The sequence below is a fragment of the Solibacillus sp. FSL K6-4121 genome, assembly GCF_038002585.1.
Classification (GTDB): Bacteria; Bacillota; Bacilli; order Bacillales_A; family Planococcaceae; genus Solibacillus; species Solibacillus faecavium.
Window position 1 is genome coordinate 194669 of record NZ_JBBOCS010000001.1, and the last position, 26279, is coordinate 220947.

Here is a 26279-nt window from a genome sequence, read left to right on the forward strand (position 1 = left end):
ATTTAGCCTCTCTTATTTCACACATTTTTTTAAGCGCGTAACTAAATCCTGAATACGGTCGCTTTTCATACGATAGCTTACAGGATTGGCAATCAAACGTGATGAGACTTCGGCAATATGCTCATATTCCACGAGACCATTTTCCTTTAATGTACGTCCTGTTGATACGATATCGACAATGCGATCCGCTAAGCCAATCATCGGTGCAAGCTCAATCGAACCATTCAGCTCAATAATTTCAACTTGCTCACCGATACCTTTATAATATTTCAACGCAATATTCGGATATTTCGTCGCAATACGTGGTGCGATTTCACTCATCGTCGTATTCGGTAAACCTGCTGAAGCAATATAGCATTCACTAATCTTTAAATCGAGCAGCTCATGAACAGTACGACGTTGCTCAAGCAGTACATCTTTCCCCGCAATTCCAATATCTGCTACACCATGCTCTACATATACCGGCACATCCATAGGCTTCGCTAAAATAAAGCTAATCTTTTCCTCTGGAATTTCAATCATTAGTTTACGGGACATTTCTACTTCTTCAGGAAGGTTGAAACCAGCCTCGAGCAGCATTTCATATGCCTCTTCAAAAATTCTGCCTTTTGGCATCGCGATTGTTAGCTCTGTCATTGCTTATGCCTCCCTGCTTTTAAATTCATTAACTATTTTATAATGTGCCTTCAAAGCTTCAATATTTTCGATTCCCTCATATGATTGGAACGTCACTTGCTTACCTTGTTCACGTAAAAGCTTCACCGTCTGTAAAGCTTCAGAAAAACGCTCTGACTCAAATAATACAAGCACATTGTCTGTTACAATATCGATCTTTGGCATCGCTTCAAAAACGCGATCTACACGTAATCCAAAACCAGTCGCGCCAACTTGCGAACCGAATTGCTGAAGCAATCCATCATAACGACCACCATTTCCTAACGGGAAACCACTGCCTGAAGCAAATACTTCAAATAACATCCCTGTGTAATAGCTCATATGGCTCGACAATGTGAAATCGAATGCTATGTATTCATCATACCCAGCAGCATCCAAAATTTTTGCTAAGCTGCGCATATATTCAAGCGCATCATTTTTTCGGACATATTTTTCAATAGCTTCTATAGAAGGGACTCTAATGGCTTCTTCAATATAGGCCAACAATGCATCAGATTTTGTTTTGGGTAAATCAAATGCCAATACAGCTTCTTCAAACCCTACAAAATTCCGTTGTACGAGTAAATCATTTAAATGAAGAGCCTGTTCATCACTCTCTGTATAATCCTTTAATATGCGACTTAATACGCCGGCATGTCCGATCGTAACTTTGAAATCAGTAATATTAAAGCTCTTTACTAAATCAATTGCGGTCATAATGACTTCCGCATCAGCAAACACTGAATTGTCGCCGATTAATTCAATACCCATTTGGTCAAATTCCGCTGGGCGCCCACCTTCACGTTGCTGTGCTCTGAATACATTCGCAAAATAGGCTAAGCGCTGTGGTATTTTTTCCTTTAATAATTTTGAAGTCGCTACACGTGCAATGGGTGTTGTCATATCCGGGCGTAATACAAGTGTATTCCCCTGACTATCAACAAGTTTAAATAGACGAGCATCAGAAATTGCCGATGCTTTCCCCACTGTATCGTAATATTCTACAGAGGGCGTTTTAATAAACTCATAACCACGAGTATGCAACAGTTCTCGACCAGTCGATCGAATTAATTCAAGTTTTTCATATATATCGGGAAATGTATCGCGCATCCCAAGAGGTTTTTCAAACATTTTTATCGATGACATTTTGACACATCCTAAACTTTTTTAAATAAAATATTATTTCCTGTTTCGTAATTTCACTTCACTTCGCTAGAGTAATGAATTACTAGTGTATGAAAGTATTTTACTGCTACTAGTTTCCATAGTCAATGGAATTGTTGAATATTCAATAATTTAATTTTCTGATATATCAATTCATTATATATCATATATGGTTAAATATCTTAGGCAAAGGGTTTGCAAGTAGTTTTCATTTGCCGCAAATGTGACGAGACTAAAAAAGACACCCCGCCGTAGCAAAGTGTCTCCAAATTTAATTTTGCCATACAGGCTGATCGTTCTTTTTTCGTTCTGCCATCTGCTCAGCAGTGAAGATAATACGCATCGGATTGCCTCCTGCCATTGCGCCAGCTGGGACATCTTTATGAACGAGTGTTGCAGCAGAAACAATAGCCCCGTCTCCAATTTTTACTCCCGGTAATATCGTTGAGTTTGCACCAACCATAACATTTCTGCCGATTTCTACATCACCTAATCGATATTCCTCGATTAAATATTCGTGAGCTAAAATTGTCGTATTAAAGCCGATGATGGAATTATCTCCTACCGAAATACGCTCCGGAAACATCGAATCCGGCATAACCATTAGCGCCAGTGAGGCTTGTTTGCCGATTTTCATTTTCAAAAACGTTCGGTACAGCCAATTTTTCCAAGCCATAACAGGTGTAATACGTCCAATTTGGATTACGATAAAGCACTTCATTACTTTCCAAAACGAAACCGTTTCATATACATTCCACAATGAATTAGCATTTTGTACACGATAGCGTTCGGTTCTCCTCATGAAGACTCCCCTTTCACAATTTCAAGTAAATCACGCATATGGTGCAGCATATATGTCGGTTCATAAGACATTAAGTAGTCGACACCCTTTGCAGACCAGGCAACACCAGCTGTTCGAACACCGGCATTCTTCCCGCCTTCAATATCATGCGAGTTATCACCAATCATAATTGCTTCACTTCGATCAACGCCAAGCTTTTGTAATGCTAAAAGAACCGGCTCAGGATGTGGTTTTACATGTTCGACATCATCTAATCCGACAATCGCATCAAATAAGTGCTCTGCTTGTAAAATTTTCATTCCGCGAGCTAACCCTTCTCTGCTTTTTGTAGAAACAATGGCCATTTTAATTCCTAATGCATGCAGCTCTTCCAAAGTTTCAACTACCGCTTCATAGCCGGTAACTAACGAATCATGGTTTGCCGCACTCCACTCTCTATATTTCGCAATCATTATTTCTGTTTCACCAGGTGTTAATTCGTCAAAAGTCTGTTTTAATGACGGACCGATGAATTTCAGGCAATCTACTGTCGAATATTGCCCGGGAAATCTTTCGTCAAAAATATACATAAACGTTTGGATAATCAAATCATTTGTATTCAGTAACGTACCATCAAAATCAAATAACAACGCTTTTGTTTTCATAACCATGGCCTCTTTCTTTTAAAAAGAGCCTGGGACAAAACGAAAAATATCTATTTTCCCAAAGAAAAAATAGATATTTTTCTACTTCTGCCAGAATTGATTTCCGTTCCGGGGACGCTTTCCGGGGGCACGGCCTGAGCCTGTAGTCTCAGGCGTCGTGCTTTTCCCCCAGGAGTCGCCCCTTCACTCCAATCAATTCATATAATATCAATTTCTTCATAAGAGTATTTCCCTTATACAAAGATTTATGTCCCAGCCTCAGTACTATTATTTCTTTTTATTGTTATTTTTCTTTTTACTTTTATTTGCTGCTGGTTTTGCTGGGTTTTTTTCCTCATCTAAATAATGCACAGCTGGTTTAACATACACTCGGCGGTAAATAATACCGATAATACCAACAGCTATTCCAATAATAGATACAACCTGTGCAGAACGCAGTAACTCGTCCCCTATATATAAACTATCCGTACGCAATCCTTCGATAAAGAATCGGCCTACTGAATACCATATTAAATAGAAGAAAAACATTTCCCCGCGTCGCCAATTCAATTTACGAGCAAACAGTAAAATTACTAATCCGACAACATTCCATAATGATTCATATAAAAATGTCGGGTGGACATATGTACCTTCTTCTCTAATATACATTTGTTCGATAATCCAGTTCGGAATAAATAAACCTTCCAAAAATTCACGCGACACTGGTCCACCGTAAGCTTCCTGGTTGACGAAATTTCCCCAGCGACCAATAATTTGCCCGACTAAAATACTCGGTGCAGCAATATCGGCTAATTTCAAAAAGCTCACTTTACGCTTTCTAGTGAATATATAAGCCGTAATAAATGCCCCAATTAAGGCACCGTGGATCGCAATACCACCATTCCAAATTTCAATAATGCGTCCTGGATTTTGACTATAATAGTCCCACTTCATCACAACATAATACGCACGTGCTGATAAAATCGAAATCGGTATTGCCCAAATGAGTAAATCAGCTATAAATTCTTGGTCGAATCCACGGCGTACCGACTCCTTTTGTGCTAAAAAGTAAGCAATAACAATACCTAATCCAATTATAATGCCATACCAGTTCACCGGAAATGATCCAAGGTGAAATGCGACCGGATTAATCGCTAATAAATTTGTACCCATAAAATTCTCCCTTCTACTACCTACTCCATTAATAATCATCCATTTCATCATTTACGACAAGCATATCATCTAAACGACGTGAAAATTCCTCTGCTGCATTAACACCCATTTTTTTCAGACGATAATTCATAGCAGCCACTTCAATAATTACCGATACATTTCGACCAGGCTGAACAGGAACAGTAAGTTTCGTTACGTCTGTATCAATAATTTTCATCTTCTCTTCATCAAGACCTAGACGATCATAAAACTTTTCAGGATCCCACGTTTCCAGCTCGATAATTAACGTAATCCGCTTATATGGACGAATAGCACTTGCGCCAAATAGTGTCATAATATCAATGATACCGATTCCGCGTATTTCAAGCAAATGCTCCAATAATGGCGGGGGGCTCCCGACAAGCATATTTTCCCCTTCTTGGCGGATTTCAACGCTATCATCCGCTACTAAACGATGCCCTTTTTTTACTAGCTCAAGTGCTGTTTCACTTTTACCGACACCGCTTTTCCCCATTATTAATACACCAATCCCATATACATCGACAAGAACACCATGCACTGCCGTTGTCGGGGCAAGCTTACTTTCTAAAAAGTTGGTTAACCGGCTTGAAAACCACGTTGTAGTTTGATTTGTTACAAATACAGGTACATGATTTTCGTTGGATGCATCGATAAGCTCTTTCGGCACCTGTAAATCACGCGAAATAATAATAGCTGGTGTTTCATCGGAACAGAGGCGCTTCATTCGGCTGATTTTATCTTCTTCAGGCAGCATTTCAAAAAATGATAGCTCTGTTTTCCCTAATAGCTGGACACGATCAGCCGGATAATGGGTAAAGTACCCCGCCATTTCCAAACCTGGCCTTGAAATATCACTAGTCGTTATATAACGTCCAATTCCTTCTTCACCACTAATCAGCTTTAAATTGAATTTTTCCATAACATCTTTCGCAATTACTTGAATCATGAATTTGGTACGCTCCTATCTCCAGACATCTATATAGTATTTTAACATGACTTATAAATTTCCAATATAAAACGAACTTACTTTTCTTCACGGAACCGCTAAAAATAGCCCAATAAAAAAACGATGAAGCTCATTTGCCCATCGTTTCGTTTGTTATTTTAAAGTTGCTAAATACTCTGCAGCCGCTTCAGCCTTTTCACCTTTTACAATCCCAGGAGGCATACGGTCTTTACCGTTTAAAATAATATCTAAAATTTCTTCTTCAGAATATTTTGCTCCTAATTTATCCAATGCCGGAGCACTGCCACCCTGTAATTGACCACCATGACATGTTGCACAGGATTGTTTAACGATTTTTTCTCCATCAACTTCTGCAGTTTCGCCGTTTGTTGCCGAATCATCCCCACCACATGCTGCTAAAAATAGCGCTGATCCAAATACTAATGTAAGTAAACCTTTTTTCACTCTAAACCCCTCCAAAAACGTTTTACTAATCCACTGCTAATTATAACAAACTTATACTTTTTTGAAACCTTCTCCTAGCACTTCATAAGCATCTGAAACGATAACAAACGCTTCTGGATCAATGGCTTTCAACACTTGTTTCAGCTTTGTGAACTCTGTTTGATAGACGACAACCATCAATACTGGCCGTTCCTCACCCGTATAGCCACCATATGCTGGAAGCCTCGTAATCCCACGATTAACTTCTTTATAAATCGCATCGCGCACTTCTGTTTCCTTTCGAGTAATGATATAAACCATTTTCGATTGGCTAAAACCAAGCTGCACAATATCAATCGTTTTTGTTGTGACATAAAGACCGATTAAAGCATAAAGTCCTTTTTCCAAATCAAAAACAATTGCCGCACTAACAGCGATAACGCCATCAATGAACAATACGCTCGTCCCTAAAGTCAGGCCTGTAAATTTTGTTATAATTTGTGCAAGTAAATCTGTACCACCTGTTGAAGCATTTCCTTTAAATACAAGTCCAATACCTAAGCCGACAACAATCCCACCAAAAATCGACCCTAATAACGGATTTAACGTCCATGCATCCCAGTCTGCCGTTAAAATAACGAAAAAAGGTAACGCAATCGTACCGATAAATGATTTAATGCCGAATTTCTTCCCAAGTACAAGTACTCCTGCGATAAATAAAGGAATATTAAATGCATATTGTACTATGCCGGCATTCCAGCCGAACATACCATGCAAAATAGTACTTATCCCACTAACCCCGCCAGAAGCAACTTGGTTTGGAAATAAAAATACATTAAAACCAAAGGCAATGACTGCCGCTCCTATAATGACAAATAAATACTCTTTTATACTATCTTTCACTGAATGTTGTGAACTATACGTCATATTAATCCTCGCTTCTTTTGCAAATTCCTTTGAATTATAGCAAATCCAACATAAAATGAGAACTTCATTAAAGTAAAGAGGACGTAGAGCTGTACCGATTATTTCATATTAAGCGTATCATTTACCCATCCTTTTATTTCCTCATACATTGGTAAAATCTCATCGCTCGGAATATTTAAGCGATTGGCTAACGGCATTATATTTTCCCAATCTAGCTTACTTAAAGCTGTGCTAAATTGAAGGTAAGGCGTCATAACTGTCTGTGATCCAGAAATTGTTTCTATAATATCTTCTGACAACGGTAATTGTGTAACAATAACGTTTATAGGACGTTTTAATAAAGAATCGATTAATGAAAAGAGCCCAACTAAAAAGTACTCTGAGTAATTTTTTTTATAATTTAAACGAGCACTTATTTCACATGCTTTTGCTCTAAATAACGATGCATACATTAACTCTTTAAACACATCGTTATTAGGGTTTACATTCGACTCACGCATCGCTAGCAAGTATACCCATTGACGCAGTTCCAACAGTCCCAACATTAATATTGCCTGCTTTATCGAACGCACCTTCTTTTTCGTTCGCCTAGAGGATCCGTTAATTAACTTCAATAACCGATATGAAAGTGAAATCTCACGTTCGATATTTTCTGCCAATAAATCAAAATTCGCTTCATCATTACGCAATAAAGATATAATTTGAAAATATTGAAAGATATTTGCTGGTATATCGGTTGCAGTTAATATTTGGGGCTGTTCAAAAAAGTATCCTTGAAATAAAGAATACCCCGATTGTTTTGCAATTTCGAATTGCTCGCGCGTTTCTACCTTCTCTGCTAAAAGCTGAATGTGTGGGAAATTGGATTTAATAATCTTCTCTGTCCCAATCCGCTCATGTTCTGCTGTATGCAAAAAGTCAATTTTAACATAATCAATCTGTGGGAAAAGTTCATCATATACAAGAACTTTCTCATCAATTACAAAATCATCAAGAGCAAGCTTGTAACCTGCACTTTTTAAGTGTTTTAGCTGTTGAATTAGTTCAGGAGTAATTGAAATGTTTTCCAGTATTTCGATCACTACTTGTTCAGGCTCTAAAAAGTCTACCGAATCTTGCATAATTAAATTTTCAGTGAAATTAATAAAAGACGGTTTGCCATTTGCTACTTCATTAATACCTATGGAAAGAAATGAATTAATTAATAATTCGATTGTCGCTGTATCCGAATCAATATCCGGAAACTTGTTCACGTAATTATTTCGGTACAACAACTCATATGCAATGATTTCTTCGTATTTATTAAATATTGGTTGTCTACCGATGAAAACTTCCAATTTAATCCTCCCTAATTCTAGTATATTTTCACTATAATGTAATTTGTTGTAATTAAAACCATTTACAATGTACTATAAAACTAGAGTAACAAAATATCAGGAGGTAGTAAATGTGAACACTGTAAAATACGACCAAAAAGATTTTATCGCATATGTAACCCTTAATCGTCCGGATATGTTAAATGCCTTTAACTTTGAAATGCTTGAACAATTACGAAGTGTCATCGAATCTATTCAAATTCATCCTGATATTCGCCTTGTCGTGATTACAGGAGCAGGTGATAAAGCATTTTCTGTTGGTGCTGATTTAAAAGAACGTAAAACATTGCCTGACACACTTGTAAAGCGAAATTTAAATCGCTTTGGTGAAGTGTTTACACTGATTGAACAATTACCGCAGCCAACAATTTGCGTTTTAAACGGATATGCTTTTGGTGGAGGACTTGAGTTAGCACTTGCTTGTGACTTCCGCATCGCTGCTGACCAGATTTCACTCGGCTTAACGGAAACAAGCTTAGGGATTATTCCAGGTGCAGGCGGTACACAGCGACTGCCACGTTTAATCGGCGAAGCAAAAGCGCTCGAACTTATTTTAACTGCTAAACGGATGACTGCAGCAGAGGCGCTTCAATATGGCGTGGTCACAAAAATAGCACCTTTTGAAAATCTACGTGAAGTAACTGCTGATTTTGCGGCATTAATTTTAAAAAATGCACCGATTGCTCTACAGCAAGCTAAATTCCGTGAAGCAAGGAATGAAAACCGACATTCAAAATGGTTTGCAAATTGAACGCAAAGCATATGAACTGACAATTCCTACAGAGGACCGCATTGAAGCACTAAACGCCTTTGCAGAAAAAAGACCCCCACAGTTTAAAGGGAAATAACAATCTTGAAAAAGAGACTGGGACAGAAGTGGAAATTTGATTGTAAAAGGTTAAAAAACATAGTAAGAAACGGATATTTTATAAATTGATTGGAATGGAGGGCGACTCCTGCGGGAACAGCACGACGCCTGAGACTACAGGCTCAGGCCGTGCCCGCGGAAAGCGTCCCGGAATGGAAATCAATTTTACACATAGAAAAAAAGCCATTTTTCTCAAGGAGAAAAATGGCTTTTTTGGTTATGTCCCAGTCCCTTACTTTTTATAAATATTTCTCAAACCAACCTGTGATTTGCTCCAATCGTTCTAGTCGTAAATTTGGAATCCCTGTTCGTGATAAGTTATGATCACATTCCGGGAAGCGGACGAATCCAACCTCTTTACCCATACGCTTTAATGTAATATACAACTGTTCTGCTTGCTCAATTGGACAGCGGAAATCGCGTTCACTGTGTAAAATAAGTAACGGTGTCTCAACATTTGCCGCATACTTTAACGGCGAATGATGCCATAGCTTTTCAACATCATTCATATCCGCCAGCATTTGCCATTCAGAGAAGTAATAGCCGATATCCGATACCCCGTAGAAGCTAATCCAGTTTGAAATCGAACGCTGTGTAACAGCTGCTTTAAAGCGATTCGTATGTCCTACAACCCAGTTCGTCATAAATCCACCGTAGCTACCACCAGTAATACCTAAACGTGACTCGTCAATCCATGCATAATGGTGCAATACATAGTCAACACCAGCCATAATATCCTCGTAGTCACCTTCACCATATTTACCGCGTACACCATCTACAAATTCCTGGCTATAACCATGACTGCCACGAGGATTCACATATAATACGCCGTACCCTTTTGCCGCTAATAACTGCATTTCATGGAAAAATGTATTCGCATACAATGTATGAGGTCCACCATGTACTTCCACAATGAAAGGATATTTCTCGCCTTCAGTATATTGAGCAGGCTTCATCATCCATCCGTGTACAGTGATACCATCTTTCGCTGTATACGAGATAGCTTCCGGCGTTGAAAGTGTTGTTGATTCTAAAAACTCTGCATTAAATGTTGTCAGCTGTTTGCGCTCACCCGTTGTAATATCAAAATCAAATAATTCACCAGGGAATGTCGGATTCGAAACCGTCATCAAGGCACGGTTACCATTTTTGAAAACGGCATATCCATATACATGTTCATTTTCAGGTGATGCAGGATAAATTGCGCCCTCTAATGTAGCATAATATAATCGGATATCTCCCTCAGTAGACACTTGGAAATATAAATCATTATTTTCTGTCCAAATGACCGTTGGAGCATCAACACCTTGCTGGATATCAGCAACAGCGTAATCCCCTACTGGTACGTCCAGCATCTCAGTCAGCTTTTGCGTTGTTTTTGTTTCTGTATCATAAATATAAACATGGCCATGTGTCGCGTTTTTATATGTATGGTCTGAGCCGCCAAATGCTATATAACGATCATCAAATGAAAACTCCGCGCCACCATAATAGCCATCTTCATCAATTAATACTGCTTCTTCTTTCGTCTCAACATCAACTAAAAATAGTGGTGTACGGAATACATCATCCGTATTTTCAGCACGATTTACTGCAATGACCAATGTTTTTCCATCATGTGAAATCCCTTGTAAACTATGAGAATAATCACCTTCTGTAAAAGCACTCACTTCTTTTGTTGCTAAATCGACCTTCGCAATTTGTGAATAACGTTCCTGAGGTAATAACCCAACACTATCTGCTTTGTATTTCATTTTGTCGACTACATATGCTTTTGGAACTTTCTTCTCTTCTTTTTCTTCCTGCTCTGTAATGCCCAAGCCTTTTTTTACAGTACTCGTAATCCAAAGCTTCTCACCGCATGGACTCCATAAGTATGAATTGACGCCATTCGGAAGTGTTGTTACTTCCTGGGCTTCTCCTCCACGGCTATTTAAAATATACAGCTGCTGTTTTTCATTGCGCTTAACCAAAAACGCCACTTGCTTGCCGTCCGGTGACCATTGTGGACTTGAAACTCTTTCATTGCCGTAAGTCCACTGCGCTGATTCCCCTGTTTCCAAATCAATATGAAACAGATGAGCATTATAGTTATTTTCCTTCTCATTCAATTGAGTGCGTATAAATAATGCTTCTTTCTCGTTTGGTGCAAGTATTGGATTCGTAATGGATTGTATTTCAAAAAGACTTTCTTTCGTTACATAGTTTGCCATTATAACACCTCTTAAAATTTATTTCGATTTCCGTAATAATACTTTAACATTTTTTATTTGAAAGTTCAAAATATTATTAGTATAACTTTCATATTTAAGACTAATAACCTCAGGAATTGGTTTTATTAAGTGCCATTGTATCTTTGGTGGGAACCACATAGCAGCAGTAAAGGCACACCGTAAACGTCCACCTAAACTGCTGCTATTATTGCGGCTTGAGACTCCCGCTAAACCTATTGTGTCTGCCTTTATAGCGTTACGCTTATAGGCGGTGCTTACAGTAGTAGGCACCGTCTCTACACTCATAATGCAATCCTTGTATTTTTCAAATAGCAAAACACCTACCACAAGTGCAGTAGGTGTTTGTATGCTATGCTTTTGCGATTTCTTTTAAAGAGCGTCGCAGAATTTTACCTGTTGTATTCTTAGGAAGCTCGTCCAAAATTTCAATAACAGACGGCACTTTGTATTTCACGATATGCTTAGCACAGTAAGCTCGAATGTCCTCAACTGTAAGAGAAGGATCTTTTAATACAACATATGCATGTACCGCCTCACCAAAATCACGGTCAGGGAAGCCTACAACTGCTGCCTCTACTATTCCTTCATGCGAGAACAATACTTCCTCTACTTCACGAGGATACACATTGTAACCGCCTACAATTATTAAGTCCTTTTTGCGATCAACGATATAGAAGTACCCTTCCTCGTCTCTGCTCGCTAAATCTCCTGTATATAACCAGCCATCACGAATCGCAACAGCCGTTTCTTCCGGCATTTTGTAGTAGCCCTTCATTACGTTTGGTCCACGAACGATCAATTCGCCGACTTCACCGACTCCTACTTCCTCGCCGTTTTCATCAACAATTTTATTTTCAACATTCACAATCGACTGCCCGATTGAACCCGGTTTACGTTCGCGATCAATAGGATTAAAGCATGTTACCGGTGAAGCTTCTGATAAACCGTAGCCTTCAGAGATTCGTACATTAAACTTTTGCTCAAAGTTATGTAGTAATGATACTGGTAATGATGCTCCCCCTGAAATTGTTAAACGAACACTTGAAAATGCCGAAACATCACCTTGTTCATACTGATACAGGAAATTAAACATTGTCGGCACTCCTGCAAATACAGTTGCCTTATATGTCGAAGCTAGTTCAAAAATTTCTCCTGGACTAAAGCGTGGTGCCAATAAAATTGTCGCTCCCCGCGTTAATGGAGAGTTCACCACAACCGTTAATGCAAATACATGGAATACTGGTAATGTTGCAATAACACGGTCATCCGTCGTCATTTGCAAATAATCTCCAATATCACGTGCATTAGAAAACAGGTTATTATGTGTCAGCATTGCGCCTTTTGGATGACCTGTTGTACCGGAAGTATATAAAATAATAGCTGTATCGTCCGGAGCTAAATCTACCGGATCAGTTGTACGAGCCGTTGTAGCCAGTACTTGTGAAAACAGCTTTGTTTTTTCTTTAGCAGCATCCGAAAGTGCCGCATATTTCTCACCGATTTCCGGTGTCGTTTCGCAAATAATATACTGTTCAACTTGTGGTAATCTATGCACCCCTGCTTCCACAAGCGGTAAAAGTAAATCAAGTGCGATAACAACCTTAACGTCACCATTTTTAATAATATAGGAAATTTCATCTGCTGTATAAATTGGATTAATCGGAATTGCCACAGCACCAATACGCATAGAAGCGTAAAGACTGATGATGAAATGCGGTGTATTCCCAAGTAAAAATGCGACATGATCGCCCTTTTGTACACCTAAATCTTCCAAGGCAGCAGCAAATCGCGCAACGGTTTGCTCCAATTCCCCGTATGACGTGCCTTTGCCTAAAAAGTAGTACGCTGTTTTTTCTGGTTGTTCGAAAGCCTGTTGTCTTACCTTTTCAACTAAATTCAATACACCCATCCCCTTTATGCGTAAAATGAAACAATATTCACTTTATTAGCATTATAAGATAAGTATATTAATAAAACAATACCAAACTCTCGTTTATACCGAAATATTGTACTAAAATCATATTTTTTCTATCCACATCATCCTCGGACGTGAGATAAATACCGCCATCTTATTAAATAAAAATAGACAACTTGTATAATTCCAAACAACGTAAATGAGAATACAACTTCCTTTACGATCGATAAATTCATGACATCATTTAAAACAGTTTGGACGACAAAGAACGCGAAAGCACTATGAATAAAGGCTAAGCCCCATGGCAGGAAAAATTGAATGACTAAATTTCTTGTAATAAGCCGCTTTAGTTCCTTATCACTTAAACCAATTTTTTTGAGCATATCAAACTGCTTTTTCTCCCGGTCCAAGTTTGCGTAAATTTTGAAATAAACAAAGCTACCTGATGCCAATAAAAATACAGCTACTACTAATATACCAACGAGCGTTAACAAAGAATACGTAGCTAATATATAAGAATAATTTAAACCAGCATTTTCAAAATAAAATGGCAGTGTGTAGTCACTATTTAAAATATAATCTCTAGCAACCATTTGCTGAATTCCTAGACCAATTTGGTCAGTTTCAGTCCAGTTAGGAATATCAAAAGTAAATAAGTGATAACCTGGCTCGACATAAGGTGTCATCTCAAAATCATTTACGAGACGCGTAAAGTCTTCGTCGCTAATTATAATCGCATTACTGCTAATAATCGCAGATGGGAAAAACACTTTCGGATACACACTATCAATCGTCAGATGAATATCGTTTTCCTTTAAAACCGTTTCTACAACCGTTTCTTCTAATGTTTCAATCGAATCTTCCGAGTACGGGATGAACATCGCTTCCCCACTCGTTAAACTAACAAGCGGATATTTATAGGAAAACAGTAAATGGTTAATATCGGTTTCCCGAAACACCTCTACCGGATTCGAAGTATAGGTAGATGTTTGACGTACTACAGTAAAACGCGTCATATGATAACTAATTCCGCTCTCTTCCAGCTCATCAATAATGGAGAGAATATGCTCAGTTTCATATGGGTTATCGGTTACTCCTTTATAAATAAGACCAATCGGGTTGAGCTTATCGTATTGAGAAGTATAAGACGACATTGCAGATAATACACCCACTGTTAAAAAAGCAAGGGTGGAAACAAGGGTAACGATGAAGAACATCCGAGAATTAACACGTAAAATATGCACTTGCTCGGCTATCGCCAACATACGTGCTCGCTTCCAATAAAACAGCTTACGATTCTTCAAACGATCTATAATAAAAAGCGTTGTATCTGTAAAGAAATAATACGTCCCGAAAGTTACAAAGATCGGGATAAGCAGCGTATACGTAAAAATGGACGACTTTGTTGTAATAAGCGCTAAACTGTAGCCACATAAAATAAGTACAATTCCTAAAATCGCATTACGTTTTGAATAGTTCGTAACAACATCAACAAATTTTGGACCCCGAATCAAATTCCGAATTTTAATGTCAGGAGTAAACATAATGCTGATTGTTGAAATCACTATAAAAGCACTCAAGTAAACAAATAACGTAAGCACAAAAGGCTCCCATGATAAATAGAGCGGCAGTGCAGTTAAGTTTAAAATTTCACGCACAATCATAAAGAAAAACTTAGAAAATGCATAACCAAAAACAATTCCTGAAATGCAGGAGAATAGACCAATTGTCATCGTTTCAATGATAATCAGTTTTCCGAGTTGGTTGCGGTCCATGCCAAGCTGAAGCAATATCGCAAATTCCTTCGAACGCGCCTCTAAAAAGGCCCGCATCGAATAAAAAATAAAAAACCACGAAAAGAGAACCAGTATAATTTCAGCAATAACCATTCCTGCAATGGATACTTCTCCTAAAAACCCTCTTTCTATTTCAGGATGAAACATCAACATTGAATAGATAAAAAAAACAAAAACACTAAAAAAACTAGCCATAAAAAAGGCAGCGTAGTTTCGAAAATTCCGGAAAACGTTACGGTAGGCGAATTGAAGAAAAGTCACCGACATGTCCCCCTAATAAACTTAATACATTTAAAATTCGTTGGAAAAATGTTTGGCGTCGGTCATCTTTATAGATTTCATTGAAAAACTCACCATCTTTAATAAAAATTACACGGTCGCAATAGCTTGCTGCGATCGGATCATGTGTCACCATTAAAATAGTAGTGTTATTTTCTTGATTCATTTTTCCCAACAGCTCCAAAACTTCTCGTGACGCATTCGAGTCTAAATTCCCTGTCGGCTCATCCGCTAAAACAAGCATCGGTCTATGAATTAATGCCCGAGCAATCGCAGTACGTTGTGCTTGTCCACCGGAAATTTCATTTGGACGCTTTTCTAAAATAGAAGTCAATTCGAGCAGTTCACTTAAATGATGAAGGCGCTCTTCCATAACAGCTATTGGCTGTTCATCAAGCGTTAACGGCAATATAATGTTTTCTTCTACCGTTAAAGTCGGAAGCAAATTGAAGTCTTGAAATATAAATCCGAGCTGACGTCGACGGAAAAATGCGAGCTCCTCACTATTAAGTTTTTGCGGTTTCATTCCATTGAAAATAATCTCTCCGGAAGTAAGTGTATCAATCATGGAAACCATATTTAACAGTGTTGTTTTACCACTGCCCGACGGACCCATAATTGCTATAAACTCACCCTTTTCCACCTCAAAACTAAGTTGGTTTAGTGCACGCTTCGTCACTTTTCCCTCATACACTTTCGTCGCTTCCTGTATTTGTAAAATTGGCATAGTAACTCCTTTTAAATGAGTATATTACTTTCTAGCACCCAAGGCAGGACAACTTCAAAGCTAATTTCGATAATAGGACCATCCATCATTATTGGAACTTGATCCATTTCATCAGTTAGCGAAAAACAGTGCTCTCCAAGTATGATATCCCATCCATCGACTTCACCTTCCACAATTTCGCCGATAATATGGTATTTCCCCGAATACATAATGGTTGTATTATCGTTTACTTGATGACTTTCTAGTTGGCTTGGCTTTGAAAGATCTATGCCAAGCTTCTTAGCAAAATCAAGTACTTTATGTTCTAAATATTTTTCACACGCTTCTACAAAATTGTGGCATTCCTCACTCATACAACGGTAGCTGTTAAATTCAAATACCATTTTTGTTTTTTCTACATCTACCGCTAATTTCCAGTCTCCAATGTGTATCATCGTACGCCCCCTATGATTGAAAGATCACTTCTACCTGTGTACCTTGACCTGTTTCAGAAGTAATCACGAGTTGATGCCCGAGCTTATCGCATATTTCCTTTGCAATATAAAGTCCCATACCGGTAGATTCACCCGTTTTCCGGCCATTTTCTCCTGTATAAAAGGCTTTCGTAATTCGGGATAAATCAGCTTTCGGTATACCAATTCCTTCATCACGTATGCATAATTGCACCTGATTTTCGTTCTGCACGACAGTAATATAAATTTTCTTATTTGGTTCAAATGTATATTTCACCGCGTTAGTAATAAATTGTTCAATTAAAAAGTGCAGCCACTTTTCATCACTCATTACAACTATATCCTCATCGATATTCACTTCCGGAAAAACACGGTTCGTAATAAATAAACGCTTATTCTCGTTAATGGTATCCATAATAACGGATTTAAGCGGTACTTTCATAATTTGCATATCGTCCGCAAAATTTTCCAATCGCGCATGCATTAGCACCATTTCAAGGCCTCGCTTTAAACGCTCCACTTCCTCTTGGACACTTTTTTTATCAAGCTCCTCATCCTGCTGTAACAACAACTCTAAAACTGATACGGGTGTTTTCATCTGATGTACCCATTGGTTCATAAATTGATACTGCCGCGATTGGGTCGCATACAATACCTGTACTTCATGCTGATACAGCCGGTAAAGCTCATGTAAATACTGTTCTGTTACTGCATATTCGGTAGTTTTCGCGTTTTTTTGAAGCGCATCTTCCATAGTATTTGGAAGCACCGAAATCTTTGCTAAATATCGGCGTCTTAACATATACCTCACAACTAGAAAAGAAAAAATAAGAAGAGTGCTAATAGCAATGGCATAAATGGCGGTGTTGATATTACGAAAGCCATCCAGCCAAAATAAAGATAGTAAAAATAATGTCAGCACAATTTGAAAAATAATATAGGAAAGATGCTCCTTAATAAACATTTTGATCGCCATTACATTTCCTCCGCACTCAATAAAAAGCGGTAGCCTGCCCCGCGTACGGTTTCAATCACTGATTTGATGCCATAGTCTGCTAGCTTTTTCCGGACACGTGTCATATTTACATTCAATGTATTTTCATCGACGAATGCTTGATCATCCCATAATTCCTCTAGCAAATGATCGCGAGACACCACTTTTGGTGCTTGTCCCATTAATAACCCCAAAATAATACATTCCTTCTTTTGCAAAGGAATGACCAAATCTCTTAACTGAAGTTCCATCCGTTCCAAATATAAAGTGAGCTGACCTTGTACAACTGTTCGCTCCTCCTGTCTTACGGAATATTCTCCATATGTACGACGTAAATGGCTGCGAATTTTAGCAAGTACGATTTCATAGTTGAACGGCTTCGTAATAAAATCATCCCCGCCATTTTCCAACGCAAATATTTGATCCATTTCTCCGGAGCGGGCTGAAATGAATAGTATTGGACACTTCGTAAATTGTCTTAACTTTCGGCACCAATAATATCCATCATAAGAAGGTAAATTTATATCCAATAAAATCAAGTGTGGTGAAAATGCCAGGCATTGCTCGACTAATAAATCAAAGTCAGCAATCGTTTCCACATCATATTGATATTTCCTTAATGTATCTGCTAATAGTGAAGCTATTTTTGGATCATCCTCGACGATGAAAATTCGATGCTTTTCCATCTGAATGACCTCCTTTTCAATAGGTTATCCAATAATAATACCTAATCTTTTTATTAGTCCATCGTTTCCACAGTAGTGGCATATTCGCGACTTCTCTCCGCGCAAAAAGATGGCTGAAAAAACTTTCTAATTTCTCTCTTATTGTATCAAAAAAAGGGAGCTCTCGAAATCTGGAGCCCCTCTTTAAACAATCTCTATTACTTTCATGATGCGATACACTGAATGCTAATATATTAATTGAAGGAAGTCCTCTTCAGAAACCCCACCAAAGTAAGTAGGAATCTCTATATTTTTCAGCTTTTCCGCTATTGCATTACGTTCGTATTTAGTGCCGATCAGTAATTGTGCGACTTCCTCCACATCACCTATACCGAAGAAATCTCCAAAGATAGTCGCTTCTTCAATAACCCCTTTGTTTACATCTAAACGAATATCTAAACTGCCTGATGGAAAACGCTTTGTTTTTTGAATATTGAAGCGTGGCGATTTGCCATAATTCCATTCCCATAACTGATAACGGCTTTTAGAAATTTCGTGGATTTTTTCCCAATCATCTTCAGTTAGCTCATAATATTTAATATTTTCCTCGCCACCGAAAATTGATTTTAAAATTTCCATACGGAATTCTTCAACTGTAATCTTTTCAGGCAGGAAATCAACGATATTTGCCACACGCGAGCGCACAGATTTAATCCCTTTAGATTCAATTTTGTCTTGTTTAACTTTAAGTGAATTGACAACAGCATCTATATCCAGATCAAACATTAACGTACCATGACTAAACATCCGGCCGCGAGTCGAATATTGTGCATTGCCCGATACTTTCTTGCCTTCAGCTAAAATATCGTTACGGCCTGACAGCTCTGAATTAACTCCTAATTTTGCTAGTGCATCCACAACTGGTTGAGTAAACTTTTTGTAGTTGCTGAAACTGTTCCCATCATCCTTCGTTAAAAAGCTGAAGTTTAAGTTGTTTAAATCATGATAAACCGCGCCACCACCAGAAAGGCGACGTACGACAATGATTCCGTTTTCTTCTACATAGTCCGTATTTATTTCTTCGATTGTGTTTTGGTTTTTCCCGATAATGATTGAAGGCTGATTAATATAAAAAAGTAAATAATCGTCTTTTTCAATATCCATATTCTTTAATACATACTCTTCAATCGCCAAGTTAATGCGTGGATCTGTAATCCCTTTGTTATCGATAAAATACATGGGGCTTCTCTCCTTCACAATATGTCCATATTTATTTTAACTTAAAATAGGCTATTTGTGTTGACGAATTCAAACTGTTATAATACAATACATAATATAAACAGAAGTAATATAACAGAACTTTAAAGGAGGCATGCACAATGTTAGAAAATGTAGTGGAATTTTTCAAGAATTTACCTGATAAAATTTGCGTTCAATGCGGTGATAAAATCGAAGAACAAAGCGAGTGCTACAGCAACAATTGTGATAAATGTAACTCTCTTTAATTTTTACACTGTTTAATTCGCATTATTTCAAACCTTCATCTTAGATAAAAGATGAACCTATAATAGCTTACGATTTTATTGTAGACTTTGCTCAATGTTTACAATAAAAAAGACGATCCGTGTCAATGCGGATCGTCTTTTTTATTACGCTAAAGTGCCGCCCCCTCAAGCCTGAACGGCACTTTAGCATGTTGATATTATGCTTCTTGAACTTTAGAATAACGACGTTTATATAGTAATGCAAAAAATGCAAACGAAATCGCAACACTTACCACACCAATTATCCCCAGAATAGTTAAGCTGTGTGTTAGTACAGCTCCATCATTTGTCGAAATGGCTGCTCTGAATGCATGGACTGAGTAAGACATCGGTAAATAACTATGGATGTTTTGCAGTGGTATCGGCAATAGCTCCACAGGGAATGTACCTGCACTACCTGCTAATTGAATGACTAGGAAAATTAAAGCAAAGAATCGTCCTACATCACCAAGCACAACTGTAAACATTTGCACTAAAGCTAAAAATGCGAAACTCGTAATTACAATAGTCGCAATGAGCCACCACTCATGCTCCACCTGTATCCCTAACCCAAACTTCATTAATACATAGGTCATCACCATTTGGAAGAAACCAACGATGACAATAACAGATGATTTACTTGAGAACCAGCTCCATAAACCTGTTGGATGACCAGCTGGCTGTACGTATGGATAAACATTTGTTAATAATAAAGATCCTACAAATAATCCTAATGAAATAAAGTAAGGTGCAAAACCGACACCGTAATTATCAACCTCATTATAAACGGTTTCTTTTAATTCTACAGGGCTGACCGTCATATCGATTTGCTCATCTGTTGTATTCATTTCAGCTTCTTTCCCTGCATCTTTTAAGCTTGATGCAAGTTCTCCGCTACCATCTTTTAATTTGGCTGAACCATCAACTAATGCTTGGGATCCTTCAGCCAATTCACCGGACTTGGAAGCAAGTTCATTTGTTCCCGCTGTCAAATCTTTCGAGCCATTACTAATTTGATCCAGACCACTATTTAATGTGGAAACACCTGCTACCAATTTTTCCGAACCAGTTGTTAATTCCCCCATTTTCGCAGCTAAAGTTTCATTACCTGCCTGCAAGCTTTTAGCCCCTTCGACAAGTTGCGCTGAGTTTTGCTGTAATTGCTGTAAACCTTGTACCACTTGCTGTTGACCAGATAATAGCTCCACGCCATTTTGCTGTAACGATGCAACACCTTGCTGGAACTGGTTCGTACTGCTTGCTAGTGTACTCGCCCCATCTGATACAGATTTGCTACCCACTACAAGTGCTTCTACAGACGCATTTAGTTGTGCAGCTTGCTCTTCCGGTAATGTAGCCGTAATCGCTTGGAGCTGTTGTTGCAATGCTGCCAACCCTTGAGCTACTTCATTTGAACCGGCTTGTAGGCTTGCTGCACCTTCATTAATTTTTGTACTATTTGCAGCGATGGATGAAACGCCTTGCTGGAATTGCTCTTGTCCTTGCGCCACTTTCTCTTGCCCTTGTGATAATTCAGCAACTCCATTTGTATAATCTGTAACACCTTTTGCTACATTCTCAGCACCAGTTGCAGCACTGTTCATACCTTCTTGAAGTTGTGTTGCGCCATTATTTAAATCTTGAATACCACCTGCTAATTGCTTCGCTCCGCTTGAAGCATCCTGAATTCCTTTATTCAGTGTATTTGTACCATTGGATAACGTTACTGTACTAGAAGCAAGTTGGTATAAATACTCTTTCAATTCTACCGAGCCTGACGCAACCTCATCCAAACCTTCCTGAATCTTTGTTGCTGCATCAGATGCATCGATATAGCCTTCACCCAGTTTTGCAATGGCGTCATAAAGTTCTGTAGCATATGTCTTCGCTACTTGTTCATTCACTTTAGTTCGGATTTTTTCTATTGCATTGCCGCCAATTTGGGCACTTAAAAAGTTCGATCCTTCATTGGCATAGTATTCAAGCTCCAGCTTTTTCGGATTCTCTTCTAGAAGGGTTGTTGCATGCTCTGAAAAGTTTTCCGGTACTCGAATTAGTAAATAATAGTCTTCATTCAACAAACCTTCATTGGCTTTTTCAGCATCAATTTCTATAAAATTCAACTCTTTATTATCGAGCAGTTCACTTACCAGTTCATCCCCTAATTGCAACGGCTCCCCTTCTAGCTGTGCACCTTTATCTTCATTGACGATTGCTACAGGCAATTCATCTAGACGATTGTACGGATCCCAAAATGCATAAAGCAGCATTCCGGCATAAAGCAGGGGCATAAAAAACATAACAATAATCGATAAAGTTAATTTTTTATCCTTCCAAATCGATTGCCACTCTCTTTTTAACATTTTTACTCTCCTTTTAAAACGTTATGACTAAATCAGTCAACCGGTCATTTTTTTGTATAAAATAAATCCCACTCTATTTATAGTGTGAAATTTACTTTTTCTCTAAACCTGAAAAAATCGTAGCGTTAAACAGTGCTAAAATTTCATTTTCTTTAATCGGTTCAATATGTGTTTGTTGCCAGTCTACAACTAAGGCCATATATGATTTCAGCATTAAATAGGCAACATGCTCTGGGTTACAGTTTCGAATCTCACCTTTTTCAATACCATTTTGAATTCTCCTCGAGACATAGGACACAATTTCCTTTTCAATAATTAACAGCATTTCATGGACTGCTGGTGTTCGAAGTGACTTTTCTTCTTCAATCAACTTTGCAAACAGTAAGTGTCGCTCCCGAAATTCAAGAATCTTCATCAGTGATATGTGCGCATTTTCTTTAAAACTTGCATTAACATTTATCGTTTGATCTGTTGTTTCCTTCATTTCATAAATTAAATTCAATACAACTTCCTGAAAAAGTTCATCTTTATTTTGAAAAAATGTGTAGATCGTACCTTTCCCTACGTTTGCTAATTTTGCAACTTGCTCAATGGTAGTCGCCTTATAACCAAAAAGCGTAAATGATTTCGTTGCAGCTTGGACAATTTCCTTTCGACGATCCACTTAGCGTTCCTCCCTTGTAATTCATAGGAATCAAAAATGACCAGAAAACATTTTCGGTCATCTGGTCATCATTATACGCCTTTTAATTCAATTTGCCAATCAATTAATGTCCGTGTTCATCTTTTTCTTTTTCTTTTTCTTTTTCTTCATCTTCTTCATCGTTAGACCCATGTTCCATTGAATCCGAACTTGTATCTTCAACAACTTTACTCATATCGGGTTTCCCGACAATGAGCTTTTGCTTTGGCATGACATGCATTCCGCGAGCCGTTGTATGGGCAAACATATAATATACGCCATCATGATCGAATGTATATTCCGCAACGTATATACCATCCTCCGTTAGTTGCCCGTCCAACATGTCACCCTCATCTCGAAATCCGGACTCCCACACTTCAAACTTTACTTCCTGTGCATCATTCACGACTTCTTCATCCTGCGTGACACGTGCAGCAAGCTGAACTTCCCCTACATTTAATTGCTCTTCAGTTTGAATTTGTACCTCGACAAATGCAGGTACTTCAGCGGTTTCTAGTGTTTCCACTTCGTCATCTCCACAACCGAATAATACGAAAGGTACTGCAACTAAGCTATATAACCATTTTTTCATCATTCTTCCTCCATTAATGGGAACATGACACTTACAACTGTTCCTTCATCTACTATACTTTTAATTTCCAATTTTCCTTTATGATGTTTAACAATTTGCTCCACTATCGATAAACCGAGACCACTTCCGCCGTCTGATCGGCTCCGCGCTTTGTTCACACGGTAAAATCGCTCCGTTACATGAGGCAGATCTTCGGGTGGAATACCTATCCCATAATCGGTAATTGTTAAAACTGCATATGAATCTACTATAGAAGATTCTACACGAATGCTAGAATGATCAGTTGAATAGTGTATCGCGTTTTCCAGGATGTTAATAAAAACTTGCTTTAGTTTTTCTTCATCACCAATGACAATTATCTCTTCATTTAATTGTTGATCGATTTGAATATTTCTTTCACTTGCTTTTTGTTGTACTAAACGAATGGCATCACGGATAGTTTCCGCAAAGACTAGCATATCAAAATACGATTCTGCCTGGCTATCTTCTTTACGTGCCAGTTGCATAAGCTCATTCGTCAGGCGCTCCATTCTTGTTGCTTCTTTCTCAATTAATCGGATTGCTTCATCCCGCTTAGCTTCATCAATTATTCCTTTTTGTATAGCTTCACTATACCCTTTTACATAGCTGATTGGTGTACGCAGCTCATGTGAAACTGTTGCTAAAAAGGATTTTTGTGCTTCGTCATCTTGCTGAATTGCATCTGCCATTTGGTTGAAGGCGGAAGATAAATGCCCAATTTCATCATTTACTGAAACATTGACCCGTACATTGTAATCCCCAGCTGTCATTTGTTTTACGGCATGCTGCAATGTTTCTAACGGCTGTAAAATTTTACGCATTCCTTGGTAGACGAAAAAGCCAGCTACAAGTAAAAACATAATGGCACCTGTAATGAGTAAAATTACTTCTTCTTTTGCCAACTCCGAAATTTTAGCTAACGGAAAATATATGTAAAGAATGCCTTCCAGCCGATTTTGATCAGTAAACGGGAGGATGACTGATATAATTTGCCGATCAAACCGCTCTTCATAGCCAATTTTTGTTACAGCATTCCCTAAAAGTAATTGTTTCCGCTCATCAGGACCAATTAATGCATCATAGTCAATATCAAACGGTACACATGCACTTAATTCCCTCGGGTTCCGTAAAGCAAATATCTCAAAATTGGACATTGCAGCGAACTTTTCAATATCGTCAATTAACTGATCCGATACTTTTCCTCCGCTATATTTCGTCTGAAGCTTCTCGCCTGTTTCAATCATTGTACTTTTCGTATCTTCCACGTAAAGCTGTTCATATAAAAAGTTAGTAAATATGTACATAAAAATGATGGTTGCACTTAAAAAGAACACCATTAATAGCCAGAGCTTTGAAGATATTTTTTTCATGTCATATGCTCAAAGCGGTAGCCCACACCCCATACTGTTTGGATGTATTCACTCGCTTCTTTCGATTTTTTGCTCAGTTTTAGCCTCAATGTTTTAATATGAGTATCCACTGTACGAGCTCCACCCGCATAATCAATATCCCAAATCCGTTCCAAAAGTTGCTCGCGCGTATAGACGATCCCTGGTTTTAGCATAAATAAATGCAAAAGCTCAAATTCCTTTAAAGTTAATAATACAGCTTCCTGCTCGATGTATACTTTACGGGAAATTTCATCCATTTTTAAAATACCCCTGTGCAAGTATTGAATTGAAGACTGTTCACTTAATGTTCCGACCCTTCTTAACACCGCAAATATACGTGCGACTAGTTCATCGGCAGTGAAAGGTTTGACAATATAATCATCGCCCCCGATCATTAGGCCCTTTACCTTATCTTCATTTGCATCACGGGCTGTCAAAAAAATAATAGGCACTTTCGCCATAGCCTGCATTGCTTCACAAACAGCAAATCCATCTTCCCCTGGCATCATTACATCAAGCAAAACTAAATCTACCTGCTGCTGGGACAATATAAAATATGCTTCAGCGCCATTTGATGCCTGTACCGTTTCAAATCCAGATTTCGTTAAAATAACATCGATTAATTGGCGCATATTTTCTTCATCATCTACTATTAAAATAGTTGTCAATGACTATCCCCCCTTACGAGCAATTGAAAAGGTCCTTCTCTTGTTTTAACCTGCTTTTGAACTTCGCCATCATCTATAAAGTAAAGCGTATGATCATCATAACCCGCAACAACCAACTTATCCTGAATTTGGGCAACTGCAAATGGATTGGCCCCAATCTCCTGTTGCCATAATATATCACCATCCGCTGCAACACGGTATATTGTATTGGAACCATGACTCGAAACGATGATATCTTCATCAGCCTTCGAAAAGGCAATCGGCATTAGAGGCAGTGTGAACTCTCTATTTAACTGACCTGTACTTAAATTATAAACCCGGACGAATTTGTTTGGTTTATTACCTATACCATGTCCCCCAACCCATAATTCCTGGTGCTCATATGATACATACAACCCTTGGGAAGAAGTTGAAACAGGCCATTCATTGATTACCTCTAAATTTTCTTTATGTACGACAGATAACACGGTATCTTTATAATTTATCACATATAAATAATCTTTCGACGCTGCCATTGACATTGGATAATTGCGTAGCCTAACTTTTTTCTTAAGCTCCCCTTTTTCGGTATAGCTTATTAGTTCATTTGTTTTGCCATTTGTTAAAAATAGTTGGCTCGTATCTTCATCATAATAACCGTTTGTAATGCCTAATCCTACATCAATGGACTTTACCTTTTCCCCAGATGAAAGCTGTAAAATATCTGCATGCTGCAATTGATAACCATATAACACTACGTGGTCAAATCCAATTAATACTGCTCCTGTATATCCTTTCTCGAAAACCCATGTCGCGAGTAATTCACCTGACTGTTCGTAAAACGTTAAGGACGGCTGCAAAATATTAAGGGATGCAACAAAAGGCTGATGTGGATTAATTTCATCCATTCTTTCGCTATCACAACTAGCTAAAAGTAAAAGAACTATGCAACTAAAAAAATTTATTATACTTTTTTTCATTGTCATTGCACCTCATCAAT

The 26279-nt window shown here is 38.2% G+C and carries 24 protein-coding genes and 1 pseudogene; 2 read left to right on the forward strand and 23 right to left on the reverse strand.

Going from position 1 to position 26279, the window contains the following annotated elements; genetic code table 11:
• Positions 1-12: 12 nt before the first annotated feature.
• The 9 genes from hisG to MHH95_RS01090 form a co-directional block, all read right to left on the reverse strand.
• A complete protein-coding gene (gene hisG / locus MHH95_RS01050; protein ID WP_191699521.1) occupies positions 13-636 on the reverse strand; it encodes an ATP phosphoribosyltransferase in 624 nt (207 codons plus the stop codon).
• A 3-nt stretch (positions 637-639) separates the two neighbouring features.
• Complete coding sequence (locus MHH95_RS01055; RefSeq protein ID WP_340726112.1) at positions 640-1800, reverse strand: ATP phosphoribosyltransferase regulatory subunit; 1161 nt, start codon at positions 1798-1800, stop codon at positions 640-642.
• Positions 1801-2089: 289 nt separating this feature from the next.
• Positions 2090-2620: an acyltransferase gene (locus MHH95_RS01060; protein ID WP_340726113.1), complete on the reverse strand. Its 531-nt coding sequence runs from the start codon at positions 2618-2620 to the stop codon at positions 2090-2092.
• The gene (gene ppaX / locus MHH95_RS01065) at positions 2617-3264 is read right to left on the reverse strand and encodes a pyrophosphatase PpaX (protein ID WP_340726114.1); all 648 of its coding nucleotides are present in this window, start codon (positions 3262-3264) and stop codon (positions 2617-2619) included. Before ppaX ends, MHH95_RS01060 begins: the two co-directional genes overlap by 4 nt.
• A gap of 267 nt (positions 3265-3531) precedes the next feature.
• Positions 3532-4416 carry a prolipoprotein diacylglyceryl transferase gene (gene lgt / locus MHH95_RS01070; RefSeq protein WP_340726115.1) on the reverse strand — a complete coding sequence of 295 codons (885 nt, stop codon included), beginning with the start codon at positions 4414-4416 and terminating at the stop codon, positions 3532-3534.
• 28 nt (positions 4417-4444) lie between these two features.
• Complete coding sequence (gene hprK, locus MHH95_RS01075) at positions 4445-5383, reverse strand: HPr(Ser) kinase/phosphatase (RefSeq protein WP_191699516.1); 939 nt, start codon at positions 5381-5383, stop codon at positions 4445-4447.
• Between the two features lie 153 nt (positions 5384-5536).
• The gene (cccB, locus tag MHH95_RS01080) at positions 5537-5848 is read right to left on the reverse strand and encodes a cytochrome c551 (RefSeq protein ID WP_340726116.1); all 312 of its coding nucleotides are present in this window, start codon (positions 5846-5848) and stop codon (positions 5537-5539) included.
• A gap of 51 nt (positions 5849-5899) precedes the next feature.
• Positions 5900-6754 carry a YitT family protein gene (locus MHH95_RS01085; RefSeq protein ID WP_340726117.1) on the reverse strand — a complete coding sequence of 285 codons (855 nt, stop codon included), beginning with the start codon at positions 6752-6754 and terminating at the stop codon, positions 5900-5902.
• A gap of 98 nt (positions 6755-6852) precedes the next feature.
• A complete protein-coding gene (locus tag MHH95_RS01090) occupies positions 6853-8091 on the reverse strand; it encodes an EAL and HDOD domain-containing protein (protein WP_340726118.1) in 1239 nt (412 codons plus the stop codon).
• A 112-nt stretch (positions 8092-8203) separates the two neighbouring features.
• On the opposite strand from MHH95_RS01090, the pseudogene MHH95_RS01095 reads away from it, so the two are divergent.
• Positions 8204-8978: pseudogene (locus MHH95_RS01095) on the forward strand (enoyl-CoA hydratase-related protein).
• Positions 8979-9237: 259 nt separating this feature from the next.
• On the opposite strand, the gene MHH95_RS01100 reads toward MHH95_RS01095, so the two are convergent.
• From MHH95_RS01100 to MHH95_RS01135, 8 genes are all read right to left on the reverse strand, one after another.
• Complete coding sequence (locus MHH95_RS01100; protein WP_340726119.1) at positions 9238-11211, reverse strand: S9 family peptidase; 1974 nt, start codon at positions 11209-11211, stop codon at positions 9238-9240.
• A 370-nt stretch (positions 11212-11581) separates the two neighbouring features.
• Entirely contained in the window at positions 11582-13132 is a 1551-nt protein-coding gene (locus MHH95_RS01105) for a fatty acid--CoA ligase family protein (RefSeq protein WP_340726120.1), read from the reverse strand.
• Between the two features lie 137 nt (positions 13133-13269).
• Complete coding sequence (locus MHH95_RS01110; RefSeq protein WP_340726121.1) at positions 13270-15204, reverse strand: ABC transporter permease; 1935 nt, start codon at positions 15202-15204, stop codon at positions 13270-13272.
• On the reverse strand, positions 15176-15949 hold the full coding sequence (locus MHH95_RS01115) for an ABC transporter ATP-binding protein (protein WP_340726122.1): 774 nt from the start codon (positions 15947-15949) through the stop codon (positions 15176-15178). Before MHH95_RS01115 ends, MHH95_RS01110 begins: the two co-directional genes overlap by 29 nt.
• Positions 15950-15960: 11 nt before the next feature.
• Positions 15961-16383 (reverse strand): hypothetical protein, encoded by a 423-nt coding sequence (locus MHH95_RS01120; RefSeq protein ID WP_340726123.1) that lies wholly within the window; start codon positions 16381-16383, stop codon positions 15961-15963.
• Positions 16384-16393: 10 nt separating this feature from the next.
• Complete coding sequence (locus tag MHH95_RS01125; RefSeq protein WP_340726124.1) at positions 16394-17377, reverse strand: sensor histidine kinase; 984 nt, start codon at positions 17375-17377, stop codon at positions 16394-16396.
• Positions 17377-18081: a response regulator transcription factor gene (locus MHH95_RS01130; protein WP_340726125.1), complete on the reverse strand. Its 705-nt coding sequence runs from the start codon at positions 18079-18081 to the stop codon at positions 17377-17379. The genes MHH95_RS01125 and MHH95_RS01130 overlap by 1 nt, the downstream gene beginning before the upstream one ends.
• A 225-nt stretch (positions 18082-18306) precedes the next feature.
• Positions 18307-19299: a lipoate--protein ligase gene (locus tag MHH95_RS01135; protein ID WP_340726126.1), complete on the reverse strand. Its 993-nt coding sequence runs from the start codon at positions 19297-19299 to the stop codon at positions 18307-18309.
• A gap of 140 nt (positions 19300-19439) precedes the next feature.
• Here MHH95_RS01135 and yhfH point away from each other — a divergent pair, with 140 nt between their 5' ends.
• Positions 19440-19565: a protein YhfH gene (gene yhfH, locus MHH95_RS01140; protein WP_008406441.1), complete on the forward strand. Its 126-nt coding sequence runs from the start codon at positions 19440-19442 to the stop codon at positions 19563-19565.
• Between the two features lie 197 nt (positions 19566-19762).
• Here yhfH and MHH95_RS01145 read toward each other — a convergent pair whose 3' ends face one another.
• From MHH95_RS01145 to MHH95_RS01170, 6 genes are all read right to left on the reverse strand, one after another.
• On the reverse strand, positions 19763-21946 hold the full coding sequence (locus MHH95_RS01145) for a YhgE/Pip domain-containing protein (RefSeq protein WP_340726127.1): 2184 nt from the start codon (positions 21944-21946) through the stop codon (positions 19763-19765).
• 91 nt (positions 21947-22037) lie between these two features.
• Positions 22038-22610 carry a TetR/AcrR family transcriptional regulator gene (locus MHH95_RS01150; protein WP_340726128.1) on the reverse strand — a complete coding sequence of 191 codons (573 nt, stop codon included), beginning with the start codon at positions 22608-22610 and terminating at the stop codon, positions 22038-22040.
• A 103-nt stretch (positions 22611-22713) separates the two neighbouring features.
• Positions 22714-23220 (reverse strand): FixH family protein, encoded by a 507-nt coding sequence (locus MHH95_RS01155; protein WP_340726129.1) that lies wholly within the window; start codon positions 23218-23220, stop codon positions 22714-22716.
• Positions 23220-24611, reverse strand: coding sequence for a sensor histidine kinase (locus MHH95_RS01160; protein ID WP_340726130.1), 1392 nt, complete (start codon positions 24609-24611; stop codon positions 23220-23222). The genes MHH95_RS01155 and MHH95_RS01160 overlap by 1 nt, the downstream gene beginning before the upstream one ends.
• Positions 24608-25300, reverse strand: coding sequence for a response regulator transcription factor (locus tag MHH95_RS01165; RefSeq protein ID WP_340726131.1), 693 nt, complete (start codon positions 25298-25300; stop codon positions 24608-24610). Before MHH95_RS01165 ends, MHH95_RS01160 begins: the two co-directional genes overlap by 4 nt.
• Positions 25297-26259 (reverse strand): YncE family protein, encoded by a 963-nt coding sequence (locus tag MHH95_RS01170; RefSeq protein ID WP_340726132.1) that lies wholly within the window; start codon positions 26257-26259, stop codon positions 25297-25299. The genes MHH95_RS01165 and MHH95_RS01170 overlap by 4 nt, the downstream gene beginning before the upstream one ends.
• Positions 26260-26279: the final 20 nt, after the last annotated feature.

What these genes read in the sequence shown, in the direction of transcription:
- MHH95_RS01085 (WP_340726117.1), bottom strand. Translation starts at nt 6,754, where the DNA reads ATGACGTATAGTTCACAACATTCAGTGAAAGATAGTATAAAAGAGTAT.
- MHH95_RS01160 (WP_340726130.1), bottom strand. Translation starts at nt 24,611, where the DNA reads ATGAAAAAAATATCTTCAAAGCTCTGGCTATTAATGGTGTTCTTTTTA.
- yhfH (WP_008406441.1), top strand. Translation starts at nt 19,440, where the DNA reads ATGTTAGAAAATGTAGTGGAATTTTTCAAGAATTTACCTGATAAAATT.
- hisG (WP_191699521.1), bottom strand. Translation starts at nt 636, where the DNA reads ATGACAGAGCTAACAATCGCGATGCCAAAAGGCAGAATTTTTGAAGAG.
- MHH95_RS01125 (WP_340726124.1), bottom strand. Translation starts at nt 17,377, where the DNA reads ATGGCGATCAAAATGTTTATTAAGGAGCATCTTTCCTATATTATTTTT.
- ppaX (WP_340726114.1), bottom strand. Translation starts at nt 3,264, where the DNA reads ATGAAAACAAAAGCGTTGTTATTTGATTTTGATGGTACGTTACTGAAT.
- MHH95_RS01055 (WP_340726112.1), bottom strand. Translation starts at nt 1,800, where the DNA reads ATGTCATCGATAAAAATGTTTGAAAAACCTCTTGGGATGCGCGATACA.
- MHH95_RS01135 (WP_340726126.1), bottom strand. Translation starts at nt 19,299, where the DNA reads ATGTATTTTATCGATAACAAAGGGATTACAGATCCACGCATTAACTTG.
- MHH95_RS01120 (WP_340726123.1), bottom strand. Translation starts at nt 16,383, where the DNA reads ATGATACACATTGGAGACTGGAAATTAGCGGTAGATGTAGAAAAAACA.
- lgt (WP_340726115.1), bottom strand. Translation starts at nt 4,416, where the DNA reads ATGGGTACAAATTTATTAGCGATTAATCCGGTCGCATTTCACCTTGGA.
- MHH95_RS01155 (WP_340726129.1), bottom strand. Translation starts at nt 23,220, where the DNA reads ATGAAAAAATGGTTATATAGCTTAGTTGCAGTACCTTTCGTATTATTC.
- MHH95_RS01145 (WP_340726127.1), bottom strand. Translation starts at nt 21,946, where the DNA reads ATGTTAAAAAGAGAGTGGCAATCGATTTGGAAGGATAAAAAATTAACT.
- MHH95_RS01130 (WP_340726125.1), bottom strand. Translation starts at nt 18,081, where the DNA reads ATGGAAAAGCATCGAATTTTCATCGTCGAGGATGATCCAAAAATAGCT.
- MHH95_RS01170 (WP_340726132.1), bottom strand. Translation starts at nt 26,259, where the DNA reads ATGAAAAAAAGTATAATAAATTTTTTTAGTTGCATAGTTCTTTTACTT.
- hprK (WP_191699516.1), bottom strand. Translation starts at nt 5,383, where the DNA reads ATGATTCAAGTAATTGCGAAAGATGTTATGGAAAAATTCAATTTAAAG.
- MHH95_RS01060 (WP_340726113.1), bottom strand. Translation starts at nt 2,620, where the DNA reads ATGAGGAGAACCGAACGCTATCGTGTACAAAATGCTAATTCATTGTGG.
- MHH95_RS01115 (WP_340726122.1), bottom strand. Translation starts at nt 15,949, where the DNA reads ATGCCAATTTTACAAATACAGGAAGCGACGAAAGTGTATGAGGGAAAA.
- MHH95_RS01100 (WP_340726119.1), bottom strand. Translation starts at nt 11,211, where the DNA reads ATGGCAAACTATGTAACGAAAGAAAGTCTTTTTGAAATACAATCCATT.